21 protein-coding genes are annotated in these 22,432 nt (G+C 63.2%); 13 read left to right on the plus strand and 8 right to left on the minus strand.

What is annotated here, in order from left to right:
- The first annotated feature begins 177 nt into the window (after positions 1-177).
- Positions 178-2,157, plus strand: coding sequence for a hypothetical protein (locus V1292_RS27615; protein WP_334375755.1), 1,980 nt, complete (start codon positions 178-180; stop codon positions 2,155-2,157).
- A gap of 7 nt (positions 2,158-2,164) precedes the next feature.
- Here V1292_RS27615 and aspS read toward each other — a convergent pair whose 3' ends face one another.
- Positions 2,165-3,940, minus strand: coding sequence for an aspartate--tRNA ligase (gene aspS, locus V1292_RS27620; protein WP_334375756.1), 1,776 nt, complete (start codon positions 3,938-3,940; stop codon positions 2,165-2,167).
- Between the two features lie 192 nt (positions 3,941-4,132).
- Between aspS and V1292_RS27625 the strand changes: the two genes are divergently transcribed.
- The 5 genes from V1292_RS27625 to rnd all read left to right on the plus strand — a co-directional run bounded on the left by V1292_RS27625 (position 4,133) and on the right by rnd (position 8,147).
- A complete protein-coding gene (locus tag V1292_RS27625) occupies positions 4,133-5,605 on the plus strand; it encodes a protein adenylyltransferase SelO (RefSeq protein ID WP_334375757.1) in 1,473 nt (490 codons plus the stop codon).
- 86 nt (positions 5,606-5,691) lie between these two features.
- Positions 5,692-5,913: a DUF433 domain-containing protein gene (locus V1292_RS27630; RefSeq protein WP_334375758.1), complete on the plus strand. Its 222-nt coding sequence runs from the start codon at positions 5,692-5,694 to the stop codon at positions 5,911-5,913.
- Positions 5,914-5,915: 2 nt separating this feature from the next.
- The gene (locus V1292_RS27635) at positions 5,916-6,266 is read left to right on the plus strand and encodes a DUF5615 family PIN-like protein (protein WP_334375759.1); all 351 of its coding nucleotides are present in this window, start codon (positions 5,916-5,918) and stop codon (positions 6,264-6,266) included.
- 344 nt (positions 6,267-6,610) lie between these two features.
- The gene (locus tag V1292_RS27640; RefSeq protein WP_334375760.1) at positions 6,611-6,772 is read left to right on the plus strand and encodes a hypothetical protein; all 162 of its coding nucleotides are present in this window, start codon (positions 6,611-6,613) and stop codon (positions 6,770-6,772) included.
- A 226-nt stretch (positions 6,773-6,998) separates the two neighbouring features.
- Positions 6,999-8,147 (plus strand): ribonuclease D, encoded by a 1,149-nt coding sequence (rnd, locus tag V1292_RS27645; RefSeq protein ID WP_334368552.1) that lies wholly within the window; start codon positions 6,999-7,001, stop codon positions 8,145-8,147.
- A gap of 168 nt (positions 8,148-8,315) precedes the next feature.
- Here the strand turns inward: rnd and V1292_RS27650 are convergent, their stop codons facing one another.
- On the minus strand, positions 8,316-9,347 hold the full coding sequence (locus V1292_RS27650; RefSeq protein ID WP_334375761.1) for an AraC family transcriptional regulator: 1,032 nt from the start codon (positions 9,345-9,347) through the stop codon (positions 8,316-8,318).
- A gap of 236 nt (positions 9,348-9,583) precedes the next feature.
- Here V1292_RS27650 and V1292_RS27655 point away from each other — a divergent pair, with 236 nt between their 5' ends.
- Both V1292_RS27655 and V1292_RS27660 read left to right on the plus strand, forming a co-directional pair.
- Positions 9,584-10,168 carry a carboxymuconolactone decarboxylase family protein gene (locus V1292_RS27655; protein ID WP_334375762.1) on the plus strand — a complete coding sequence of 195 codons (585 nt, stop codon included), beginning with the start codon at positions 9,584-9,586 and terminating at the stop codon, positions 10,166-10,168.
- A gap of 50 nt (positions 10,169-10,218) precedes the next feature.
- On the plus strand, positions 10,219-10,614 hold the full coding sequence (locus V1292_RS27660; RefSeq protein ID WP_334375763.1) for a rhodanese-like domain-containing protein: 396 nt from the start codon (positions 10,219-10,221) through the stop codon (positions 10,612-10,614).
- Positions 10,615-10,718: 104 nt separating this feature from the next.
- Here the strand turns inward: V1292_RS27660 and V1292_RS27665 are convergent, their stop codons facing one another.
- Positions 10,719-11,864 (minus strand): autotransporter outer membrane beta-barrel domain-containing protein, encoded by a 1,146-nt coding sequence (locus tag V1292_RS27665; protein ID WP_334375764.1) that lies wholly within the window; start codon positions 11,862-11,864, stop codon positions 10,719-10,721.
- 360 nt (positions 11,865-12,224) lie between these two features.
- Between V1292_RS27665 and V1292_RS27670 the strand changes: the two genes are divergently transcribed.
- A complete protein-coding gene (locus tag V1292_RS27670) occupies positions 12,225-12,428 on the plus strand; it encodes a cold-shock protein (RefSeq protein ID WP_334377185.1) in 204 nt (67 codons plus the stop codon).
- Between the two features lie 64 nt (positions 12,429-12,492).
- Here the strand turns inward: V1292_RS27670 and V1292_RS27675 are convergent, their stop codons facing one another.
- From V1292_RS27675 to purM, 3 genes are all read right to left on the minus strand, one after another.
- Entirely contained in the window at positions 12,493-13,224 is a 732-nt protein-coding gene (locus tag V1292_RS27675; protein ID WP_334375765.1) for a glutathione S-transferase family protein, read from the minus strand.
- A gap of 68 nt (positions 13,225-13,292) precedes the next feature.
- Positions 13,293-13,946: a phosphoribosylglycinamide formyltransferase gene (gene purN / locus V1292_RS27680; protein ID WP_334375766.1), complete on the minus strand. Its 654-nt coding sequence runs from the start codon at positions 13,944-13,946 to the stop codon at positions 13,293-13,295.
- Positions 13,943-15,016 carry a phosphoribosylformylglycinamidine cyclo-ligase gene (purM, locus tag V1292_RS27685; RefSeq protein WP_334375767.1) on the minus strand — a complete coding sequence of 358 codons (1,074 nt, stop codon included), beginning with the start codon at positions 15,014-15,016 and terminating at the stop codon, positions 13,943-13,945. Before purM ends, purN begins: the two co-directional genes overlap by 4 nt.
- A 149-nt stretch (positions 15,017-15,165) precedes the next feature.
- Between purM and V1292_RS27690 the strand changes: the two genes are divergently transcribed.
- The 4 genes from V1292_RS27690 (at position 15,166) to ppx (ending at position 20,343) form a co-directional block, all read left to right on the plus strand.
- Positions 15,166-15,708, plus strand: coding sequence for a CDP-alcohol phosphatidyltransferase family protein (locus V1292_RS27690; protein ID WP_028346428.1), 543 nt, complete (start codon positions 15,166-15,168; stop codon positions 15,706-15,708).
- A 97-nt stretch (positions 15,709-15,805) separates the two neighbouring features.
- The gene (locus V1292_RS27695) at positions 15,806-16,483 is read left to right on the plus strand and encodes a chromosomal replication initiator DnaA (RefSeq protein ID WP_334375768.1); all 678 of its coding nucleotides are present in this window, start codon (positions 15,806-15,808) and stop codon (positions 16,481-16,483) included.
- Between the two features lie 146 nt (positions 16,484-16,629).
- Positions 16,630-18,828, plus strand: a complete 2,199-nt coding sequence (locus V1292_RS27700; protein ID WP_334375769.1) for an RNA degradosome polyphosphate kinase — start codon at positions 16,630-16,632, stop codon at positions 18,826-18,828.
- Positions 18,829-18,840: 12 nt separating this feature from the next.
- Positions 18,841-20,343 carry an exopolyphosphatase gene (gene ppx / locus V1292_RS27705; RefSeq protein WP_334375770.1) on the plus strand — a complete coding sequence of 501 codons (1,503 nt, stop codon included), beginning with the start codon at positions 18,841-18,843 and terminating at the stop codon, positions 20,341-20,343.
- An 89-nt stretch (positions 20,344-20,432) separates the two neighbouring features.
- Here ppx and V1292_RS27710 read toward each other — a convergent pair whose 3' ends face one another.
- Both V1292_RS27710 and V1292_RS27715 read right to left on the minus strand, forming a co-directional pair.
- Positions 20,433-21,857: a TRAP transporter large permease gene (locus V1292_RS27710; protein ID WP_334375771.1), complete on the minus strand. Its 1,425-nt coding sequence runs from the start codon at positions 21,855-21,857 to the stop codon at positions 20,433-20,435.
- Complete coding sequence (locus tag V1292_RS27715; RefSeq protein ID WP_334375772.1) at positions 21,854-22,417, minus strand: TRAP transporter small permease subunit; 564 nt, start codon at positions 22,415-22,417, stop codon at positions 21,854-21,856. The genes V1292_RS27710 and V1292_RS27715 overlap by 4 nt, the downstream gene beginning before the upstream one ends.
- Between the last annotated feature and the right edge of the window lie 15 nt (positions 22,418-22,432).

Here is a 22,432-nt window from a genome sequence, read left to right on the forward strand (position 1 = left end):
GGGGGATGTGAAGCACGGGCGACCACTTGGATGCAACATCCGAGAACGCCGCCGTCAACAGGGGCTCATCGACGAAGCGCGGCAAATCCGGTAGCATATTCGTCTCCCTACCCCATCCCCTTGGCCGACAATGTGGCAAATTTGCCCCCTGCAACGTCGGCGACCGGAGCACAACTAATGGTAAAGATACTGCTGGGTCTGGTCGCCGCGGTCGTGATCGCGGTGGGCGGCTTCTTCGGCTTCGAGTACTACACCCAGCATCGAATCAAGGGCGAGGTCGAGGCCGCGTTCGAGCAGATCAGAGCCAGCGGCGGCAAGGCCAGCCACGGCAAGGTGTCGTTCGACCTGAAGAGCCGCACGCTCAGGATTGACGATATCGCGACTGAATCGGCAACGCAGCCGCCGGTGCGCGTGAAGATTGCCAGCGTCACAGCCTCTGGGCTCGGCCAGCCGGACGCGGGCCGCTTCTCGGCCGACACCCTCGAAGCGTCGGATATGGAAATCAGCGGCGGCATCTCCGGTCCGACGGACGGGAAAGTCACATATAAAATGCCACGCTTCGTTATGAAGGACTATTCCGGCCCCGCGAACATCCAGCTCCCATCAGCCTCGGCATCCATCATCGACGCCTATCGATCCAGCTTGCAGCAATTTGCCGCGATGTCGGCGACGTCCATCTCGGCGCCGAGCATGACAGGGACGATCAACGTCGGCACCAAAATGTCGGGAGAGTTCGCCTATTCAGGCATGACGTTCAAGGACATCAAGGCCGGCAAGATCGCCGCGATGGACGTCGAGCGGGCAGGCTTCACCGTCAACACGCAACAGGCGGGCAAGCCCGACAAGATGACCGGCGAAATCACAAACCTCGCTGCGCGCGACTTCGACGCCGGCGCGATCGCCGCCATCCTGGATCCGCAAAAGAACAGTGAAGATCGCTATATCCGAGCCTACGGCAAGATGACGGCCGGTCCCTACACCATTACGTCAGCGCAAGGGGTTCGCATGCGCATCGACGCGATGATGGTCGACGAAGTCGCTGTACGCCCGTCGCGGCTGCAACTTCCGACTATGCTTGCGACCATACAGGCGGCCGGAACCGCTCAACCTTCGCCCACGCAAGCACGCGAACTGATCGAGCGAGCGGCCGCGATCTACGAGGGCATGCGTATTGGAACGACCGAGATGCGCGGCCTTTCGGCCGAAACACCGCAAGGCCCGTTCAAGCTCTCGGCGATCAGGTTCAATCTGGAAGACGGCAAGGTCGGCGAATTTGCGGTCGAAGGGCTTGATATGAACACGCCGAAAGGCCCCTTCAAGCTAGGACGCTTCGCGCTCAAGTCGCTCGATGTCGCGAACTTCATGCGGGTCTCGGCGCAGTTTGCAAATCCAGCGCAGGCACCTTCACCCGAATTGATCGCGGGGCTGTTTCCCCTCATCCAGGGCGTTGAGGTCAAGAGCGTCACAGCACCGTTCAAGAACACCGGCAGGTTCGTCAACCTCGACAGTTTCGATGTGAACTGGGGACAATTTGTCGGCCCGATTCCGAGCAAGGTGCGCGTGACCGCGAAGATGACGACGCCCATCGACGCGAGCGATCCGTCCATGCGGCAGCTTGTGGCGACTGGTCTGGATGCGCTTTCGGCCGATGGCGATATCGGCGCGGAATGGACCGGGGCATCCCGCAGCTTCGTCGTGGACGCCCCGAAATTGGAAATCGGCGGAATGATGAAAGCATCCGCGCGGATTACGCTCGCCAATGTGCCGCGGGAGGTATTTTCGGTCAACCCGGCTCAGGCCATGGGCGCGGCGGCGCAGATCGAGGCCGGCGCGATCGAATTCACGCTGCATGACCTCGGCAGCGTCGATCGCGGGATGGCCCAATATGCCCGCGCCCTGAATGTCAATCGCGAGACCGCTCGCCGCAGCTTCGCCGACGAAATCAGGGCCGCCGGCAAAGAAACTGCGGCGGCCAATCCCGACGCTGTAGCCGCAGCGGAGGCGCTGGCCCGCTTTATCGAGAGCCCGGGGCAAACGCTGATCATCAAGCTCACGCCGATCGGCAAGGTGCCGGCGATGCAGCTGTTCCAGATGTTGAAGACCGATCCGCTGATCGCGCTGGCGCAATTTCGGATCGAGGCTTCGACGGGACTGTGAGCGAGCCCTACCCCTTATCCGGCAGGTTAAGCCGGATGTGGAGCTCGCGGAGCTGCTTGGTCGTGACCTCCGATGGCGCACCCATCAGGAGGTCCACGGCCTGCTGGTTCATCGGGAACAGCGAGATTTCGCGCAGGTTCGTGGTGCCGCACAGCAGCATTACGATGCGGTCGACGCCGGCCGCCATGCCGCCATGCGGCGGGGCGCCGTACTGGAATGCGCGATACATGCCGCCGAAACGCTCGACGACGTCCTTCTCGCCATAGCCCGCGATCTCGAACGCCTTCACCATGGCTTCCGGCTTGTGGTTGCGGATGCCGCCCGAGGCGATCTCGTAGCCGTTGCAGGTGATGTCGTACTGGAACGCCTTGATGGTCAGCGGGTCCTGCCCGTTGAGCGCGTCCAGTCCACCTTGCGGCATCGAGAACGGGTTGTGCGAGAAGTCGACCTTCTTGTCTTCCTCGTTGTACTCGTACATCGGGAAGTCGACGATCCAGGCGAGTTCGAACTTGTCCTTGTCGATCAGGTTCAATTCCTCGGCCACCTTGGTGCGGGCGAGGCCTGAGAACTTCCAGAATTTTTCCGGATCGCCAGCGACGAAGAAGGCGGCATCGCCCTCCTTCAGGCCGAGCTGGTCGCGGATTGCCGCCGTCCGTTCCGCGCCGATGTTGTTGGCGAGCGGACCCGCGCCCTCGCCGCCCTCGCGCCACATGATGTAGCCGAGGCCGGGCTGGCCTTCGCCCTGCGCCCACGAGTTCATGCGGTCGCAGAACGCGCGACTTCCGCCGGTGGGCCCGGGGATCGCCCAGACCTGGTTCTTGGGATCTTCCAGCATCCGCGCGAACACCTTGAAGCCGGAGCCGCGGAAGTGTTCGGAGACGTCCTGCATCTGAATCGGGTTGCGCAGGTCCGGCTTGTCGGTGCCGTATTTGCGCAGGGCTTCCGCAAACGGAATCCGCGGCCACCCCTTGGTCACCGGCTTGCCCTTGGCAAACTCCTCGAACACACCGGTGACAACCGGCTCCATCGCCGCAAACACGTCCTCCTGCGTGACGAAGCTCATCTCGACATCGAGCTGATAGAACTCGCCCGGCAGGCGGTCGGCGCGTGGGTCCTCGTCGCGGAAGCACGGCGCGATCTGGAAGTAGCGGTCGAAGCCCGACATCATCAGGAGCTGCTTGTACTGCTGCGGCGCCTGCGGCAGCGCATAGAACTTGCCGGGATGGATGCGCGACGGCACCAGGAAGTCGCGCGCGCCCTCCGGGGATGACGCCGTCAGGATCGGGGTCTGGAACTCGAAGAACCCCTGTTCCTTCATACGCCGGCGCATCGAATCCACGATCGCGCCGCGCGTCATGATGTTCTGGTGCAGCTTCTCGCGACGGAGGTCGAGGAAGCGGTATTTGAGCCTGATGTCCTCAGGATATTCCTGCTCGCCGAATACCGGCAGCGGCAGCTCGCCGGCAGGTCCCAGCACCTCGATCTCGCTGACGTAAACTTCGACCTTGCCGGTCGGCAGTTCCGGGTTGTCGGTCCCCTCGGGACGGCGGCGCACCTTGCCGTCGATCCGCACCACCCATTCCGAGCGGAACTTTTCCACTTCCTTGAACGCCGGCGAGTCCGGGTCGGCGACGCATTGGGTGATGCCATAATGGTCGCGCAAATCGATGAACAGCACGCCGCCATGGTCGCGGATGCGATGGCACCAGCCGGAAAGACGAGCGATCTGCCCGATGTCGCTCTCACGGAGCGCGCCGCATGTATGTGACCGGTAGCGATGCATGGAAGTCCCAAAAAACAGATGTCGGAGGTTGAGAATCGGGGGCCAAAGCCAGTCCGAAGTTGCGGAGGGTTTACCCGACGCAGCCGGGGGCGGCAACCAATGGCGGGGCTGTTTTCGGCTCAAAAGCGGCCATTTCGGCAGGCCGGCATCCGGGCCGTTTGCCTATTCCGGGGCTGCGCCTATCTTTAGGTCATGACTATTCATTTCCCGTTCCAGAACACCTATTCGGCCCTGCCGGCGAACTTTTTCGCGCGCGTGGCGCCGACGCCGGTGGCCGCCCCCCGACTGGTCAAGCTGAACCGGGCCTTGGCCGTCCAGCTCGGGCTTGATCCCGACATGCTGGAGAGCCCGGAAGGCGCCGAAATCCTTGCCGGAAAGCGCGTGCCTGAGGGCGCCGATCCGATCGCCATGGCCTATGCCGGCCACCAGTTCGGCCAGTTCGTGCCCCAGCTCGGCGACGGCCGCGCCATCCTGCTCGGCGAGGTCATCGACAAGGACGGCGTCCGCCGCGACATCCAGCTCAAGGGCAGCGGGCCTACGCCATTTTCGCGCCGGGGTGACGGCCGCGCCGCGCTCGGGCCGGTCTTGCGCGAATACATCGTCAGCGAGGCGATGTATGCCCTCGGCATCCCCACCACCCGCTCGCTCGCCGCCGTGACGTCAGGTGAGGGTGTGATGCGCGAGACCATGCTGCCCGGCGCGGTTCTCACGCGTGTCGCCGCAAGCCATGTCCGCGTCGGCACCTTCCAGTTCTTCGCCGCGCGCGGCGATACCGACGCCGTGCGGGCGCTCGCCGACCACGTCATCGCGCGGCACTATCCCGATGTCGCGAAGGCCGAGCGTCCCTATCACGCGTTGCTCGAAGGCGTCGTCGCCCGGCAGGCCGATCTCATCGCGCGCTGGCTTCTGGTCGGCTTCATCCACGGCGTGATGAACACCGACAACACCTCGATCTCCGGCGAGACCATCGACTACGGCCCCTGCGCCTTCATGGACGAATACAACCCCGCGCAGGTGTTCTCGTCGATCGACGAGATGGGTCGCTACGCCTATGCCAACCAGCCGCGCATCGCGCTGTGGAATCTGACGCGGCTCGCCGAATGCCTGCTGCGGTTGTTTTCCGACGACCAGGACAAGGCGATCGAACAGGCGCAAATGATCTTGGGCGAGTTCGCCGAGAAATTCACGGCCGCCTATCAAGCCGGATTGCGCAAGAAGATCGGCCTGTTCACCGAACGCGACGGCGACGAAGCCTTGATCCAGGATCTGCTTGACACCATGGCGAAGAACACCGCCGACTTCACCCTCACCTTCCGCCGTCTTTCCGACGCCGCCGGCGATGGCGCCGACGACAAGGTCAGGGATCAGTTCACCGACCCCGCCGCGTACGACGAGTGGGCCGCGCGCTGGCGCCAGCGCCTCGCCGACGAGCCGCAATCCGCCGCCGAGTGCCAGGCCGCGATGCGCGCGGTCAATCCGGCCTTCATCCCGCGCAACCACCGCGTTGAAGCTGTGATCGCGGCGGCCGTGAACAACGACTACACACCGTTCGAAGAATTGCTGAAGGTGCTGTCGAAGCCGTACGAGGATCAGCCGGATTTCGCGGCCTATGCCGATCCGCCGCTGCCGGATCAGCGCGTGCTGCGGACGTTCTGCGGGACGTGAAGGCAGCGACGCTCCTGCGCACTGACAAACTGCGAAACCTCTGCTATTGTTGGATAAGGGCGACCCAAGCTGGGTCCGAGAGTGTCATGAACCACGAGCGCATCGAATCGAACCCGAAGATCATGGACGGCAAGCCGGTTATTCGGGGCACGCGCATCCCGGTAGAACTGGTTTTACGCAAGCTCGGCGCCGGAATGGCTGTTGAGGCAATCCTTGCAGATCACCCACGGCTGACTGATGCAGATATCCGAGCGGCACAGGCGTTTGCGGCCGATTATCTTGCCGACGAAGACATCGTCTACGGCTGAAAGTGCGCTGGCTCGCAGACGAATGCGTCGCGGCAGCCTTGGTCGCTTTTCTGCGCGCATCCGGGCACGACGTGCTTTATGTTGCCGAAGCCGCCGCAGGCTTGAGCGATACTGATGTCATGGCGCTTGCGCGGCACGAGAAGCGCATCCTACTCACAGAGGACAAGGATTTCGGCGATCTTGTCTTCCGACGCCAACAGGCAGTCCCCGGTGTCGTCTTGATGCGGATCGACTTTGAAGAGCCGGAACTGAAGAAGACAAGATTGATCTCCGCAATCGAACGATACGGCGAGGGGCTTTTTGGCCGCTACGTGGTGGTCGAAGATCGTCGCCTTCGGTCTCGACCACTGTGACGCAGGCTCGCTGCCGTTAACCCAACTATTTAAGTACCCATCCACCATCAGCTCACATACATCTCTCCCGGTTCCATGAATTAAGAAATGGTCAACGGGCTCCCCGCAACTCTATTGGTTTATTAGGGAGAATTGCCGTGGACGCCTTTGCATTCGCATTCATGGGAATGGTGTTGATTGCGCTGTGTCTCGCCGTGCTCTCGATCCCGTCGGGCCGTCGGCGGTCGCGGCAGGTCCGCTACGAATAGCGTTCCCAACAGTGCGATCACCGGCGTGATAGCCTGACGGCCCTGCGCGATATGCATTATGCGTATAATCGCGAACTCAACCAGGGATTGATCATCATGATCAAGACGACTTCCCTGTCGACTACACAACATGATTGGGCCCAGACCGCCGCCAAGCGCACCCATCGAACAGCCGAGGCAACGTCCGTGGTCATCGAGGCGGTGGAGCGCGCTGAAATGGACCCCGAATCCGTTACGCTCGACGAACTGCTGAAGTGAAACGACCGCGTGGCGCTGCCCGATCCAAAAGCATTTTGGTCTCATGAGGCAGGAGTGGCCGCACCCCAGCACTGGCGCCCCGAATCACGAACTGCACCATTCTGCCCGCCAAAACGACGCAAAAAAGCCGTGCTCAGGCTCAAATGCAGGGCTCAAATCCTCCGCGACACCCTTGACATATCAGCGTTTTCGGCAGAACGCCTGTCCGACGCGTCATGGATTGTTCATGGATCTGATTACCACCACTTCCGACCTCGCCGCCGCCTGCTCCCGGCTCGCCCAACACAAGGTCATCACGGTCGACACCGAGTTCCTGCGGGAGACGACCTACTACCCCCTGCTCTGCGTCGTGCAGATGGCAAGCGCGGACGAAGCCGTCGTGATCGACACGCTGGCGCCCGGCATCGACCTCAAGCCGTTCTTTGACCTGATGGGTAACGAGGCGGTGCTGAAGGTATTTCACGCTGCCCGCCAGGACATCGAGATCGTCTGGCACCAATCCGGCACCATTCCGCACCCGATCTTCGACACGCAGGTCGCGGCGATGGTGCTGGGCTATGGCGACAGCATCGCCTATGACCAGCTCGTCGAGCGCGTCACGGGCCACCGGCCAGACAAGACCCACCGTTTCACCGACTGGTCGCGCCGGCCGCTGACGCCGGAGCAGATGCATTACGCGATCTCCGACGTCACCCATTTGCGCGACGTCTTTGCCGCCCTCGACGCCGATTTGAAGAAGCGCGGCCGCAGCGACTGGGTCAGCGAGGAGATGGAAGTCCTTACCTCGCCAAGGACCTACGATTTCCACCCGGAGCGCGCCTGGGAGCGGCTGAAGACGCGGGTGCGCAAGCCGAAGGAGCTTGCCGTGCTGATGGAAGTCGCGGCCTGGCGCGAGCAGGAAGCGCAAAGCCGCGACGTGCCGCGCTCACGCGTGCTGAAGGACGATGCAGTCGGCGACATCGCCACCCACGCCCCGACCTCGCTCGAGCGCCTTGCCGGCCTGCGCTCGTTGCCGAAAGGCTTTGACCGCTCCAAATGGGGCAGCGACATCATCGCCGCCGTGCAGCGCGGCCTCGCCCGCGATCACGCCACCTTGCCGAAGATCGAAAAACCGCGCGGCGGTTCGAATGGCGCCGCGACCGTCGAGCTCCTGAAGGTGCTGCTGCGGATGACGTCGGAGCGCCACGCCGTCGCCAGCAAGGTGATCGCGACCGTCGACGATCTCGATCAGATCGCCGCCGACGATCACGCCGACGTCGCTGCCCTGCACGGCTGGCGCCGCGAATTGTTCGGCGAAGCGGCGCTGGCGCTGAAGCACGGCAGGTTGGCGCTCGCGATCGAAAAAGGCAGGGTCGTCCGGGTCGATCGGACGTAAGTAACAACTTCCGAGAACGTTCCCCGGATTCTGCTCAAGTAAGCCGCCAGGTGGGCGCTTCCCGATCCGAAGCGTCAACCGGCGGCACGATCGGCATCGAGATTCCGAGACCGCACTTCTGCGGCTGTGCACCGCGCCATCCTTCGATCGAGTCGCGGCACGCCTGCCTCATGCACTGGCCTGCGACAGCCCCTTGCTCTGCCGCCATGTGCCGGGAGGCGCGCCGACGAGGCGGCTGAAGGCGCGGTTAAAGGCGGCTTCGGATTCATAGCCGACACGGGAAGCGATCTCGGCAAGGCTGAGGCTGCTATCACGAAGCAGTCGCCTGGCGAGGTGCATCCGCCATCCGGCCAGATAGGTCATCGGTGCCTCGCCGACCAGCTCGACGAAGCGTTTGCCCAGCGCAGCGCGCGAGATCGCCGCGCAGTCTGCCAGTTCCTCGACGGTCCAGGGCCGCGCCGGCTCGGCGTGAAGCAGCTTCAGCGCCCGGCCGACATGGGGATCGTTGAGGCCCGCCAGCCAGCCGCGACGCCCCTCGGCGACATGGATCAGCTGCCAGCGCACGACCCCCATGAAGAGCAGTTCGGACAAGCGCGCGAGCATGGCGCGGTTTCCGGGACCTGGCTGCATCGCTTCGGCGATGAGCTGACCGGTCGCAGCCTGCCACCAGCCGGCCTCCTGATCGAGCGTGACCGGCTCCGCATAGCGCGCGGTATCGGAGAATGCGTCGAGGATGACCTTGTCGTAGCGCAGGCGGACGCAAATGAATGCCGGCATCGCATCGAGCAGCGGCCCGAACCGTTGGTCGGAATGCAGGTAGCCGCACACAAAGCGCGTCTCCTCCCCGCCCCCGCCATGCTTCACCCAGGTGATCTGCTCGGCCGACGCCCTGGGGAAGATGCTGGCGATCGAGACGGGAGAAAGCCCCGGGTCGCTGGTCATGACGTGCTGATCGCCGCGCGGAAACACCAGAACGTCGCCGGCCTCAACCCTGATCGGTTCGAGCTTGCCGCATGTGATCCAGCAGCCGGCGTTCATTGCCAGATGAAACAGCGTGATCGCTTCCGCGCCCGGCATCAACCGCGAAGCCAGCAAGTCCGGTGGGGAGGTCACGACCGACCATGGCCGCGTAAACTCGGCATTGAAATGAATGGCGCCCGACACACGGATGACGCGCAGAACCTCGGACAAGACGTCCATTTGGCCTCCAGGGCTGGATCACTAAACGGCGCGTAGCGTCTCGGCAAAGAAACTGAGCGCCCCAATCATTGTGTCAACTCCGGCCCGGCCTTAGTTCACCGTCCGGTTCGGTTGAAGCGAGCTTTCCCGGCCCGCCCGATGCGGTCGATCGGGCCATAGCCGGTCCGTCGCGGCAGAACCGGCCGAATTTTATGCGGCACTGGCCGCGGAAATTGTTTCACGAACGGAGATTTTGGATGTTTCTCAAGACGGTTGACGAAACTGAGGCGACAGGCCGCATCGCCGAGCTCTACGCAGCGCAGAAAGCCCAGAGCGGCTTCGTAATGTCCGCGACGCGCTGCTGGTCCGCGCGGCCGGATCTTCTGCCGATCTACCAGGAGTTCGCCGACAAGATCCGCACCGGCTTCTCGCTAAGTCCGCGCGACTGGCGGCTGATCACATTCGTCGCCGCAAAGCAGGTGCCGTCCACCTACTGCTCGCACGTCTACGGCAAGCAGCTTCTCGCTGACCTCGGCTCGAAGGAAGCGGTTATGGCCGTGCGACGCAACTTCGCCTCGGCACGACTAAGCGAACGGGACGTCGAAATGCTGCGCTATGCCGAGACGGTCGCAAGCGACGCGTCCCGCGTGACGGTGAAAGACATCGAGCGGCTGCGGGCGGTGGGCTTCACCGACGTCCAGATCTGCGACATCGCGCTCTGCGCCGCGTTCCGCTGTTTCGTCGCGCGGTTCTTCGATGCGGTCGGCGCCGGCCCGGAGCCGGCCTTCATCGACGCAGACGCCGATTTTCGCAAGGCGATGACGGTCGGCCGAGCGATCTGATGAAGAGATTTTTTCAACCCAGGACTTTCAACCGAGAAGAGGAGTCGATTATGACCACCAGCGTCAAACAGTTGATGGAAGCCGCCAACGCAGCGGTGCCGCGCATCACGCCCGCGCAGGCCAAGGAAATGATTGCGGAAGGAAGCACCCTCGTCGTCGACGTGCGTGACGCGCCGGAAGTGGAGAAGAGCGGCAAGGTCCCGGGAGCCATCCATGTCTCCCGCGGCATGCTGGAGTTCCGCGCCGATCCCGAGACGCCCTACCACGACAAGAATTTTGCCAAGGACAAGACGGTCATCCTCTATTGCGCGTCCGGTGGACGATCCGCGCTTGGCGGCAAGGTGCTCAAGGATATGGGGTACCCCAATGTCTACAATCTCGGCGCCTTCAAGGACTGGGCCGAGAGCGGCGGGGCGATCGATAAGCCGATAGAGCCTGACATGTGACAATCGTAATCGTCATCACTTGAACGAGCACAAAATATCCGGGCCGCCGCCAGAGTGGCGGGCCCGGCCATGCATGGCGCGGTGGGCCGAACTCGTACAGTTCGCTACCACTTCAACTCAAGCCCCACCGTGCCCTGATGCGACTGCATCGCGGCGCGGAGCTTGGTGTCGTAATTGACGTAGAGCCGTGCGGTATTGGTCAGGCTCAGCGAGGCCGAGGCGCCGGCGTCGGCGCCATACCGGCTCTCGCCGATGCCCTGCAGCGTGAGGCTTTGGGCGCCAAGGGTGACAGTGATGTCGGAGAAATTCTGCACGGCATTGTCGACGAACTTGCCGTAACCCGACAGGTCGAAAATCTTGCCGTCGAAGATCCAGTAATGGCCGATCTCCGCGCCGATCAGCAGCCGCGCGCGCTCCACGGTGGCCCCCGTTGCCGCCACGGGATCGAGGCCGCCGATCTCCTGCAGCGATCCGGTCCGGGCGCGGACATATTCGAACGCGGCCTTGGGCACGACGCGGCCCTGGTCCTTGGACCAGTAATAGCTGATCTCGCTCAACACGCCGTCGAGCCGCGCATTGTATCCGGCGGTCGCAATCCCGAGCCCCGTGTCTCGGCGCGAATTGATGTTGCCAAAGCCGTGCACGACTGCGCTGGCCCAGGTCCATGGCCCGCTGTCGACGGAGGCCGTGAAACCGAGCTGAGTCAGGTCGATGGTGGCCGATTGCAGCGCCAGCGGAATATCGATCGCGGAGCGGCTCTGGTCGACCGAGAAGCCGATATTGACGCCCGGCATCACCCGCGCCCCAATGCCGGCCACGCCGCCCCAGGTCTTTCTGCTGTCGCCGACGAAATCGCCGACCGCGCCGTTCTTGGTCCAGTTGCCGTAGCCTTCGAACCAGGTCCGGTAGCGCGGCGCTTCCATGCTCTCGGAGGCGCCTCCCCCGCCCGGATTGGTCCGCTGCAGGCGGTTGAAGCCATTGCTCGACTGATTGCCCAGCCGTTCCAGGAAATTGCTGCCGAGATTGGTCAGTGTCGTGCCCGATGAGACCGTCGAATTGATCATGGTCGGGGTCGGGCTAGGCGTCGGCGAAGGCGTGGGCGTCGGGGTGGGTGTAGGCGTGGGCGTAGGCGATTGCGCGTGGGCGGCGGACATGACGGTGATGAGCGCGAAGGCAATCGCGGCCAGACATGCAAGCGCGTGCCCGGTTCCGATTTTCCATGCTCGCGAAGGCCGCCGTGAGCCGCGCATGCAGTCCATTCCAGAGGGCGAAAGCGCCAGCCCGAAAAATGCGCAAATGCCGATAAACCGTAACGATTTGCCCCTAGTTCACTCAAACGGTCAATCGGCGCGCTGCCGAATACGCGCCATTGTGGTTCGGCTGCCACAGCCCGCGACACCAGGACGGTTTGCGGGGAGCGCGCCAGAACCTTGCGAACGCCCAAATTTCGTGTTGCAATCCCAAGCGCAATCGGATTCAGGCCGTTCGACTGTGCGTTTCGCGAGCAGGAAATCTAGCAGCTACCGGGAAGCCCGTTTGTGGCGTGGCACGTGGAAAACGTGGCCGCGTCTTTTTTATATCTAGACCAAACTTGGAGACAGGCGATGGCGATGCACAAGGGCAACGTCAAGTGGTTCAACCCCACCAAGGGGTATGGGTTCATCAAGCCGGCGGTCGGCGAGAAGGACGTGTTCGTCCACATCTCGGCCGTCGAGCGTGCGGGACTCACCACTCTCAACGAGAACCAGCACGTCGAGTACGACCTTGTCGAAAACCGCGGCAAGACGTCCGCGGAAAACCTCAAGGTCACGTAGACTTCGTCCACGCAAATTGCCCCCGGCCCCGCCGGGGGATTTTGTTTGCGCCCTGCCCTGGAATTCAGGCCGCCGCCTCGCAGCCGGCGATCTCGCTGAGCTCCGGATAAAATCGCGCGGTCATCCGGCCGACATAGCGCCGCAGGTTGGCATGGCTTGCGGCCGCCCGCTGCAAATCCGACTCGAACAGCGGACAAATCGCACTGACCGCGAAGGCGAATATCGTGGCGTCGATGCCGGCGGGCTCCCTGCCCATGAAAAACGGCTTGTCGCCGAGATAGGCCGCCATCGCATCGATCGAGCGGATCCCGATCGCGGTGATCTCGTCTTTGGAATGACGGCCGATTCCCTGGCCGTGCAACGTCTTGCGCAGGCGGCGGCGGATCATCGCAGCGACGACCGGCCGGACCGGCGCCGGCACGCCCTTGAAGAAATTGATGGGACCTTTGCGAAAATTATCATCGATCATCCAACGGAAGTAGACGCTGGCCCAGTAGAGATTGTCCTCCGCCATCTTCTCGAAGGCCCAGGCGATGGCGAGCTGCTCGGCGCTGAGTCCCTGGTCGAAATCGATGCCGTATTTCTTTTCGAGATGCCAGCGGATCAGCGTGGAATCGCCGAGCAACTGGCCGTCGTCCTCGATGTAGGGAATCTTGCCCTTGGGCGCCTTCGAAAAGCTCATCGGCGCTTTTCTGAACGGCAGTTTCGACATCCGTAGCAAGGTCTCGGCCTTGGTCACGAACGGGCTTGCGTCGGGAAGGCCGAAATTGGGCCCGGAGCCATAGAGCGTGATCATGGAAACCTCGATGGATTTAGCGGAGCGCGGTCGCCGCGCTCGTTCGCGCACACACCTTGCGGATTATATCAGATCGTCCGCGGCGAAATCAGGGTGCCATCGCGGTCGGCCCCGTCGGCGACCTTGCAGATGTCGCCTTCGAGGCGAAGCTTTCCGCTCGCAAGCAAACGCAGCGCCTCGGGGTAGATGCGATGCTCGATGCCGAGAATACGCTGCGACAACGTCTCTGACGTATCGTCGTCGGCCACCGTCACCGCACCCTGCATCACGATCGGGCCGGCGTCGGTTTCGGGAATCACGAAATGCACGGTCGCGCCGGAGATCTTGACCCCGGCCGCAAGCGCCTGCCCGTGCGGATCGAGACCCGGAAAGGATGGCAGCAGCGCGGGATGGATGTTGAGCATTTTTCCGTACCAGCGCTGCACGAATTCGGCGGTGAACAGCCGCATGAATCCGCCGAGGCAGATCAGTTCGACCTGCTTTTCATCCAGCGCCCGCTGCAGAACGGCCTCAAAGCCCGCGCGGTCCTTGCCGAACGGCTTGCTCTCGACGACCAGTGTCGGGATGCCGCTCGCGGCTGCCTTCTCCAGCCCAGCCGCATCGGCCCGGTTGGAAATGACGGCGACGATTTCGGCCGGAAAATCCGCAGCCTTCGCTGCATCGATCAGCGCGGCCATGTTCGACCCGCGCCCCGAGATCAGAATGGCGACCCGGCGCTTCATTGCGCGAGATCGAGATGGCCGTTGTAGGCCACGCGATGTTCGGTCGCAGCCGGGATCACTTCGCCGAGCACGGCGACGGTCTCGCCGCTTTCAGTCAGGATCTCCGTCACCTTCTCGGCCGCATCCGGCTTGACGATGGCGACCATGCCGATGCCGCAGTTGAAGGTGCGCAGCATTTCGAGTTCGGCGATGCCGCCCTGCTCCGCCAGCCATTTGAACACCGGCAGCACCGGCAGCCGCGCCAGATCGATGCCGACGCCGAGGTGCTTTGGCAGCACACGTGGGATGTTGTCGGTGAAGCCGCCGCCGGTGATATGGGCAAGCCCCTTGATCGCGCCGGTTTCGCGGATCGCGCGCAGGCAGGATTTCACATAGAGCCGCGTCGGCGTCAGCAGCGCGCCGCCCAGCGTCATGACCGGCGAGAACGGCGCCGGGGCATCGAAGGAGACCCTCGATTGCGCGACGATCTTGCGGACCAGCGAAAAGCCGTTGGAGTGAACGCCGGATGAGGCCAATCCGATCACGGCGTCGCCCACGGCAATGTCCGCGGTCGGCAACAGCGTGCCGCGCTCGGCAGCCCCGACCGCAAAGCCTGCGAGGTCATAATCGCCGTCCTTGTAGAGGCCCGGCATCTCTGCGGTCTCGCCGCCGATCAGGGCGCAGCCGGACTCCCGGCAGCCCTCGGCGACGCCGGCCACGATGGCCGCCGCGGCGTCGGGGTCCAACTTGCCGCAGGCGAAATAGTCGAGGAAGAACAACGGTTCCGCGCCCTGCACGACAAGGTCATTGACCGACATCGCCACCAGGTCGATGCCGATACCGCCATGCAGGCCGGTCTCGATCGCGATCTTGACCTTGGTGCCCACGCCGTCAGTCGCCGCCACCAGCACCGGGTCCTTGAAACCCGCCGCCTTGAGGTCGAACAAGCCGCCAAAACCGCCGATTTCGGCATCGGCGCCGGCCCGGGCGGTGGCGCGCACCATCGGCTTGATGAGATCGACCAGGCGGTTGCCCGCATCGATATCGACGCCTGAATCCGCGTAAGTCAGCCCGTTTTTGCGGTCGTTCATGCCCAAATTCCAGTATGATGACGGCTGGTTACGAGGAATTCCGCGATCCTGCAATGGCTCGCAAGCGCCAGGCCGATATACTATGTAGATAAGAGCCGGCTGTACCCGCCAGGGGCCGGATTTAGGCCGGGAGCCGGGAAGCGACCGAGTTGAGCATTCCAAATATCATTACGCTGGGGCGCATCATTCTTGTGCCGGTCATCGTCTGGGCGATCGTTTCCAGCCAGATGGAAATCGCGTTTGCGATTTTCGTCATTGCCGGGGTCAGCGACGCCGTCGATGGCTTTCTCGCCAAGCGCTTCAACATGTCGAGTGAACTGGGCGCCCTGCTCGACCCGCTTGCCGACAAGGCACTTCTGGTGTCCATCTTCGTGGCGCTCGGCATCTGGGGCGCGGTGCCGCGCTGGCTCGTCATCCTCGTGGTGTCGCGCGACATCATGATTGTCACGGCCGTGATCGTGTCATGGCTGTTCGACAAGCCGATCCCGATGAAGCCCCTGATGGTGTCGAAGCTCAACACGGTGGCGCAGGTGGCGTTCGCGGCGCTGGTGCTGGCGTCGCTCGGTTTCAACTTCAAGCCGGCGCCTTATGACGTGATCCTGATGGGTTTTGTTACGGTTTTTACTTTGGTTTCCGTCTCGCTCTATCTTGTCGAGTGGGTGCGGCACATGAGCACGATCGAAGCGCGCTAGCTTGTTCGTTGCTTCGACGCATTTTCTTCACACGAACCGGTGGCGATTTAGCTTGAAGGCGCTATGAAGGCCGCGATATCCCGGCCTGGAGATTTGCGTGGTAGTTCGCGTTCAACCCCGTCAGCTAGCCTTTGCGCTGCCGCATGCGGAGAGCCTGACGCGCGACAATTTCCTCGAGGGTCCGGCCAATGAAGCCGCGCTCGCGCTGGTCGAAAGCTGGCCGGACTGGCCGAACCGCATCATGCTGCTGGCGGGGCCGGAGGGCTCCGGCAAGAGCCATCTCGCCGCGATCTGGGCCGAACAGGCGGGCGCGCGCTCGATCTCGGCGCACGCGCTTGACGCTGCTGCCGTCCCCGGCGCGCTCGCCACCGGAGCACTGGTGGTCGAGGATCTGAGGCCGGCCGACTTCGACGAACGCGCCTTGTTTCACCTCCTGAACCTGGCGCGCGAGGACGGGGCCTTCGTCCTGATCACGGGACGCGTTCCACCGGCGGCGTTCGAGATCGAACTGCGCGATCTCCGGTCGCGGCTGCGCGCCGCCCCCCTCGTGTCGCTGTTGCCGCCGGATGACCTGCTGTTTCGTGGCCTGATCGTCAAATTCTGCGCGGACCGCCAATTGAGCATCGACGAGACGGTGGTGAGCTACCTCGCCACCCGAATCGAGCGCTCCTATGCCGCCGCCCGCCAGGCGGTCGAGCTCCTGGATACCGAGGCGCTGCGGCTCGGCCGGCCGGTCACCCGGGCACTGGCCGCGGAACTCTTGCGCAGCGCCTGATCGGGCAGCTCCTGCTGCGTCCTGCCGCCTTGACGCCGGCTCTGCGCGGAACGTCAATGTCATTGAAACGTCATCGGCGTATCACATGCTGGCGGCCGCATTCCCTTAAAGTCGGCCCTGCCTCGCTCGCGATGGATCAAAGCCTTATGGAATTGGTACAAGCCGTTGAAATAAAAGAAAAAGAGCCGATTGCCGAGGCTCTGCCCACGATCGTCACGAGCCCGGAGCGATTCATCAATCGGGAACTATCCTGGCTGCATTTCAACCGCCGGGTGCTCGAGGAATCGGTCAATCCGGGCCATCCATTGCTGGAACGGGTGCGATTCCTGTCGATTTCAGCCAATAACCTTGATGAATTCTTCATGGTTCGCGTCGCCGGCATCAAGGCGCAGGTCCGCGAAGGCATCGCTGAACGCAGCCCCGATGGCCTGACGCCGTCCGAGCAGCTCACTCTCATCAACAGGACGGTTTCGGAACTCGCTTCCGACCAGCAGGCTATCTGGCGCGATCTGCGGACCGCCCTGTCGGATGCCGGCATCAAGCTCGTCGATGGTCACGACTTCACCAAGGCGGAGCGCGGCTGGCTCGAGGATCACTTCCTCCACAACATTTTCCCGCTGCTGACGCCGCTGGCGATCGATCCCGCGCACCCGTTCCCGTTCATCCCGAGCCTCGGCTTCACCATCGCGCTGCAATTGTTGCGAACGTCCGATGGCAAGGCGATGAACGCGCTGATCCGCATGCCCGGCAAGATCGACCGCTTCATCCGGATGCCGGCGACCAAGGACGGCGCGGTGCACCTGATCCCGCTGGAGCAAGCCACGGGCATGTTCATCGGCCGGCTGTTCCCCGGCTACACCGTCAAGGGCCAGGGCGCTTTCCGCATTATCAGGGACTCCGAACTCGAAATCGAAGAAGAGGCCGAAGATCTGGTCCGCCTGTTCGAGACCGCGCTGAAGCGGCGGCGGCGCGGTTCGGTGATCCGCCTCGAGATGGAAGACAAAATGCCGGAAGCGCTGCGCACCTTCGTGCAGCAGGCGCTTTCCGCCGCCGACGACGAGGTGTTTCTGGTCGATGGCGTGCTGGCGATGAACGAGCTCTCGCAGCTCACGCGGCTCGACCGGCCCGACCTCGAATTCATGCCCTATGTGCCGCGCCATCCCGAGCGGGTGCGCGACCATGGCGGCGACATCTTCGCCGCGATCCGGCAAAAGGACCTGGTCGTCCATCACCCCTACGAATCCTTCGACGTCGTCGTGCAATTCCTGCAGCAAGCCCTCCGCGACCCCGACGTCGTTGCCATCAAGCAGACGCTCTACCGCACCTCGAGCAATTCGCCGATTGTGCGGGCGCTCGCCGAGGCCGCGGAAGCCGGCAAGTCGGTGACCGCGCTGATCGAGCTGAAAGCGCGGTTCGACGAGGAAGCCAACATCCGCTGGGCGCGCGACCTCGAACGCGCCGGCGTGCAGGTCGTATACGGCTTTCTCGAACTGAAGACGCACGCCAAGCTGTCGATGGTGGTGCGGCGCGAGGGCGGCAGCCTGACGACCTATGTGCATACCGGCACCGGCAATTATCATCCGGTCACCGCGCGCATCTATACCGACCTTTCCTATTTCACGTCGGACCCGATCATCGGCCGCGACGCGGCGCGGGTATTCAACTACATCACCGGCTATGCGGAGCCGAGCGACATCGAGCGGATGGCGGTGTCGCCGTTGACACTACGCAAGCGCATCATCGAACACATCAAGGGCGAGACCAATCACGTAAGGCACGGCAAGCCGGGCGCGATCTGGATGAAGATGAATTCGCTAGTCGACCCCGACATCATCGACGCGCTCTACGAGGCCTCACAGGCCGGCGTGTCGATCGAACTGGTGGTGCGCGGCATCTGCTGCCTGCGGCCTGGCGTACCCGGGCTATCGGACAATATCCGCGTCAAATCGGTGATCGGCCGCTTCCTGGAGCACGGCCGAATCTATTGCTTTGGTATGGGGCAAGGGCTGCCCGGCCCGAAGGCGGCTGTGTATATCTCGTCCGCCGACATGATGCCGCGAAACCTCGACCGCCGCGTCGAAGTCCTCTGTCCATTGCAAAATCCCACGGTACATCAGCAGGTTCTCGAACAGATCATGGTCGCGAATCTGAAGGATACTGAGCAGAGCTGGCAATTGTTGCCGGATGGGTCTTCAACGCGTATGAAGGCCGCGAAAGGCGAAGAGCCGTTCAACCTGCATAACTATTTCATGACGAATCCGAGCCTGTCTGGACGTGGAAAGTCTCTCAAGGAATCTTCGCCGCGCCGCCTCACGCGTCGTACCGAGCGTCAGCAATCGTCATAAGGGAGCGCCGCTGTGAAGCGGCCGCGCAAGCGCGCTTCCAGCGTCGCCGTCATCGACATCGGTTCGAACTCGGTTCGTCTCGTCGTCTATGAGACGATGGCGCGCAGCCTCGTCACCATCTTCAACGAGAAGGCGCTGTGCGGGCTCGGCCGCGAGGTGCAGAGCACCGGCCTGTTGGCCGAGGATGCGGTCACCAAGGCGCTGACGGCGCTACGGCGATTTCGCGCGCTGTGTCGTATCCAGCAGGTGGAGCGCGTCTTCGCCATCGCCACGGCCGCCTGCCGCGACGCCAAGAACGGTCCCGACTTCATTGCCAAAGCGGAGCGCATCTGCGGCGCGCCGATTCAGATCCTGTCCGGTCCGCGCGAGGCAAAACTGTCCGCACTCGGCGTCATCTCGGGCATCCACAATCCCGATGGCATCGTCGGCGATCTCGGCGGCGGTTCGCTTGAACTGATCGATGTGGAGAAAAACCGGGTCCACAGCGGCGTCACGCTGCCGCTAGGAAGCCTGGCGCTACAGGATCTCTCGGAGAAATCCTTGAAGCGTGCCGAGCGCATCGTTCGCGACGATCTGTCCGGCGTCGCCCAGCTCAAGGCCGGCCATGGCCGCACCTTCTATGCGGTCGGCGGCACCTGGCGCGCGCTCGCACGTATTCACATCGTCCAGAGCGGCTATCCGCTACGCGTGATGCATGGCTATTCATTACCTGCCGCCGACGCGCTCGATTTCGCCCGCCGCCTGCGTCGGCTGGCGGCCGCCAACATGCTCGCGGACATCGAAGTGGTTGCGGACGCCCGGCGTCCGCTCCTGACTTATGCGGCGCTGGTGCTCGAATACATCATCCGCGTCGGCCGGCCGAAGACGATCGTGTTTTCCACCTTTGGCGTCCGCGAAGGCCTGCTCTACGAGATGCTGCCGCCGCAGGAGCGCGCCAAGGACGGCTTCATCTGCGCAGCCCAAACCCTGAACGGACTGTTGTCGCGCTCCTCACGCCACGCCGAGGAACTGGTCGCATGGACCGATCGGCTGGTGCGGGTCGTGAAGCTCCGCGAGACCGAGGAGGACCGCCGGCTCCGCCACGCCGCCTGCCTGCTTTCCGATATCGGATGGCGCGTGCACCCCGACCACCGCGGCGAGGAAACGCTGAGCCTGATCACCAACGGCAATTTCGGCTCGATCAGCCATCAAGGCCGCGCCTTTGTCGCACTGTCGGTGTTCTACCGCTATGCGGGCTTGAGCGAAGAGAACGAGCCGCCGGAGCGCGTCCGCGGGCTGGTGCCGCCGGCGCTGGATGAGCGTGCGCGCATTCTCGGCGCGGCGTTCCGCGTCGCGCATCTGATAACGGCGGCACGCACCGGCGTGTTACCCGCAACGCATTTCCGCACCAACGGCCGCAAGCTGATGCTGGTGTTTGAGCATCGCATGGTCGATCTCGTCGCCGACCGCGTCGGCAGCCGCTTCAAGCAACTGGCACGGCTCGTCGGGCGCGCCGGCTCGATCGTGCGAAAGTAAGACGGAAAGGCAGCGTTCACAACGCGCCTTCCGTTTGTCGCCCTTTCCGCCACAGCCTGCTTTTTGGAGCCGGCACGCACAACACCCGGCTACTTCTTTTTTGGTGTCGACCAGTCTTCGTCTTCCAGGGACGGTGCCCGCCTCTGCTGCTCCAGGATTTTCTTGTACTCCTCGGGAATCACCTGACTGCGCGACGCCTCGTGCAGCGTGTGCGGGAACCAGGTCGCAATGCCGGGGAAGGCAATCATCAGCCCAACGCAGATCACCTGCAGGATCATGAACTGGAACATGCCGGCGTAAATCGTCGCGAGGCTCCAGCCCTTGACCACCTGCTTGAGATAGTACGCTGACATAGCGACCGGCGGCGACAGAAAGGCGGTCTGCAGCACCACCGCGACCAGCGCGCCGAACCATATGAGATCGATGCCCATGCCCTTCACGACGGGATAGAAGATCGGCAGGAACACCAGGATGATGGCTGGCCATTCGAACGGCCAACCCAGCAGGAAAATGAGCACGAGCACGACGATCAGCATGAGGCTGGGCGGCAACTGGAGGCCGAGCATCGTCTCGGTGATCCAGTTCGCCGAGCCGAGGCGAGCGAACACCGCACCGAAAATATTCGACGTGACCGCGAGCAGCAGCACCATGCTCGACGTCGCCATCGTCGAGATCAGCGCGCGCTGCAGTCCGCCGAGCGAGAACCTGCCATAGGCGATGGACAGGATCAGGGCGCCGACGCTGCCGATCCCGGCAGCCTCCGTCGGTGTCGCAAGCCCCCCGATGATCGAGCCGAGCGTCGCCGTGATGAGCCCGAGCAGGGGCAGCGTGCCGATGATCACCTCGCGCGCAATGTACCACGCAGAATAGATCCGCTCGTCCATTGGCACCGGCGGCCCGAGTTTGGGGTTCAAGAAGGCGCGGACCATCAAATAGGTGATGTAGAGACTGGCCAGCAGGAAGCCCGGCCCGAAGGCTGCCGCATAGAGATCGGCGACCGAGACCCCGAGCACCGGCCCCATCACGATCAGCATCACCGACGGGGGAATGAGAATGCCGAGCGTGCCGCCCGCGGTGATGGTGCCCGCCGAAAGCTTGGGGTCATAGCCCGCCTTGTTCATGATCGGCGAGGCCATGATGCCAAGGACGGTGACGGCTGCGCCGACGATGCCCGTCGCCATCGCGAACACGGTCGAGGTCAGGATCACGACGAGGAAGAGCGCGCCGCGCACCGGCGCAAGCAGCATGCGGAACGCCGTAAAAAGGCGCTCCATGAGGCCCGCCTGCTCGGTGATGAAGCCCATGAAGATGAACAGCGGCACGGCGGCCAGCAGCTCCTCCTTCATCATGCCGATGGTCTGGAAGTAGCCTAGTTCGAAGACCGTCCCGCCCATGCCCCAGTAGCCGAACGAAAAGGCGAGAAACAGCAATGTGAACGAGATCGGCACGCCGATGAAGATCGCTCCAAGCAGGACCAGAAGCATGATGAGGCCGATGAGCGCTTCTGCGGTCATATCTCGACCTTCTCCTTGTGCTCAAGTTCGACACCGGTGCGCATCATGTAGATGCTCTTGATCAACTCGGACACGCCCTGGATGAGCAGCAGGAAGCAGGCGAGCGGCACGACGAACTTGAACGGCCACAGCACGGGTCGCCATGGTGTCTGGTCCGAGGTCTCGTTGATCTGAAAGGCGTAGTGAAATTCGTTCCAGCTAATCAGCAACAGCATGATCAGGCTCGGGAAGAAGAAGACGATATAGGAGATCGTATCGATCCAGCCCTTCCTGCGGACGGAGAACTTCTCCCAGAAGAAGTCGGTGCGTATATGAGCGCCCTTGTGCAGCGCGTAAGCAGCGCCGAGCATGAACAGCGAGCCGTAGAGCATGTAGGTTGCGTCGTAGGCCCAAATGGTCGGCGCGTTGAACAAATAGCGCGCTGTAACCTCGTAGGCGACGGCCAGAACAAGCGGCACCGACAGCCACGAGATGACCGTGCCGGTCCGGTCGGTGAAGCCATCGATGACCCGGATTGCTGCCAGCAGCGCCGGCGACTGTCTGTCAGTTATCTCAGCCATCCCTCCCCTTCCCGC

The organism is Bradyrhizobium sp. AZCC 1719 (assembly GCF_036924525.1).
Taxonomy (GTDB): domain Bacteria; phylum Pseudomonadota; class Alphaproteobacteria; order Rhizobiales; family Xanthobacteraceae; genus Bradyrhizobium.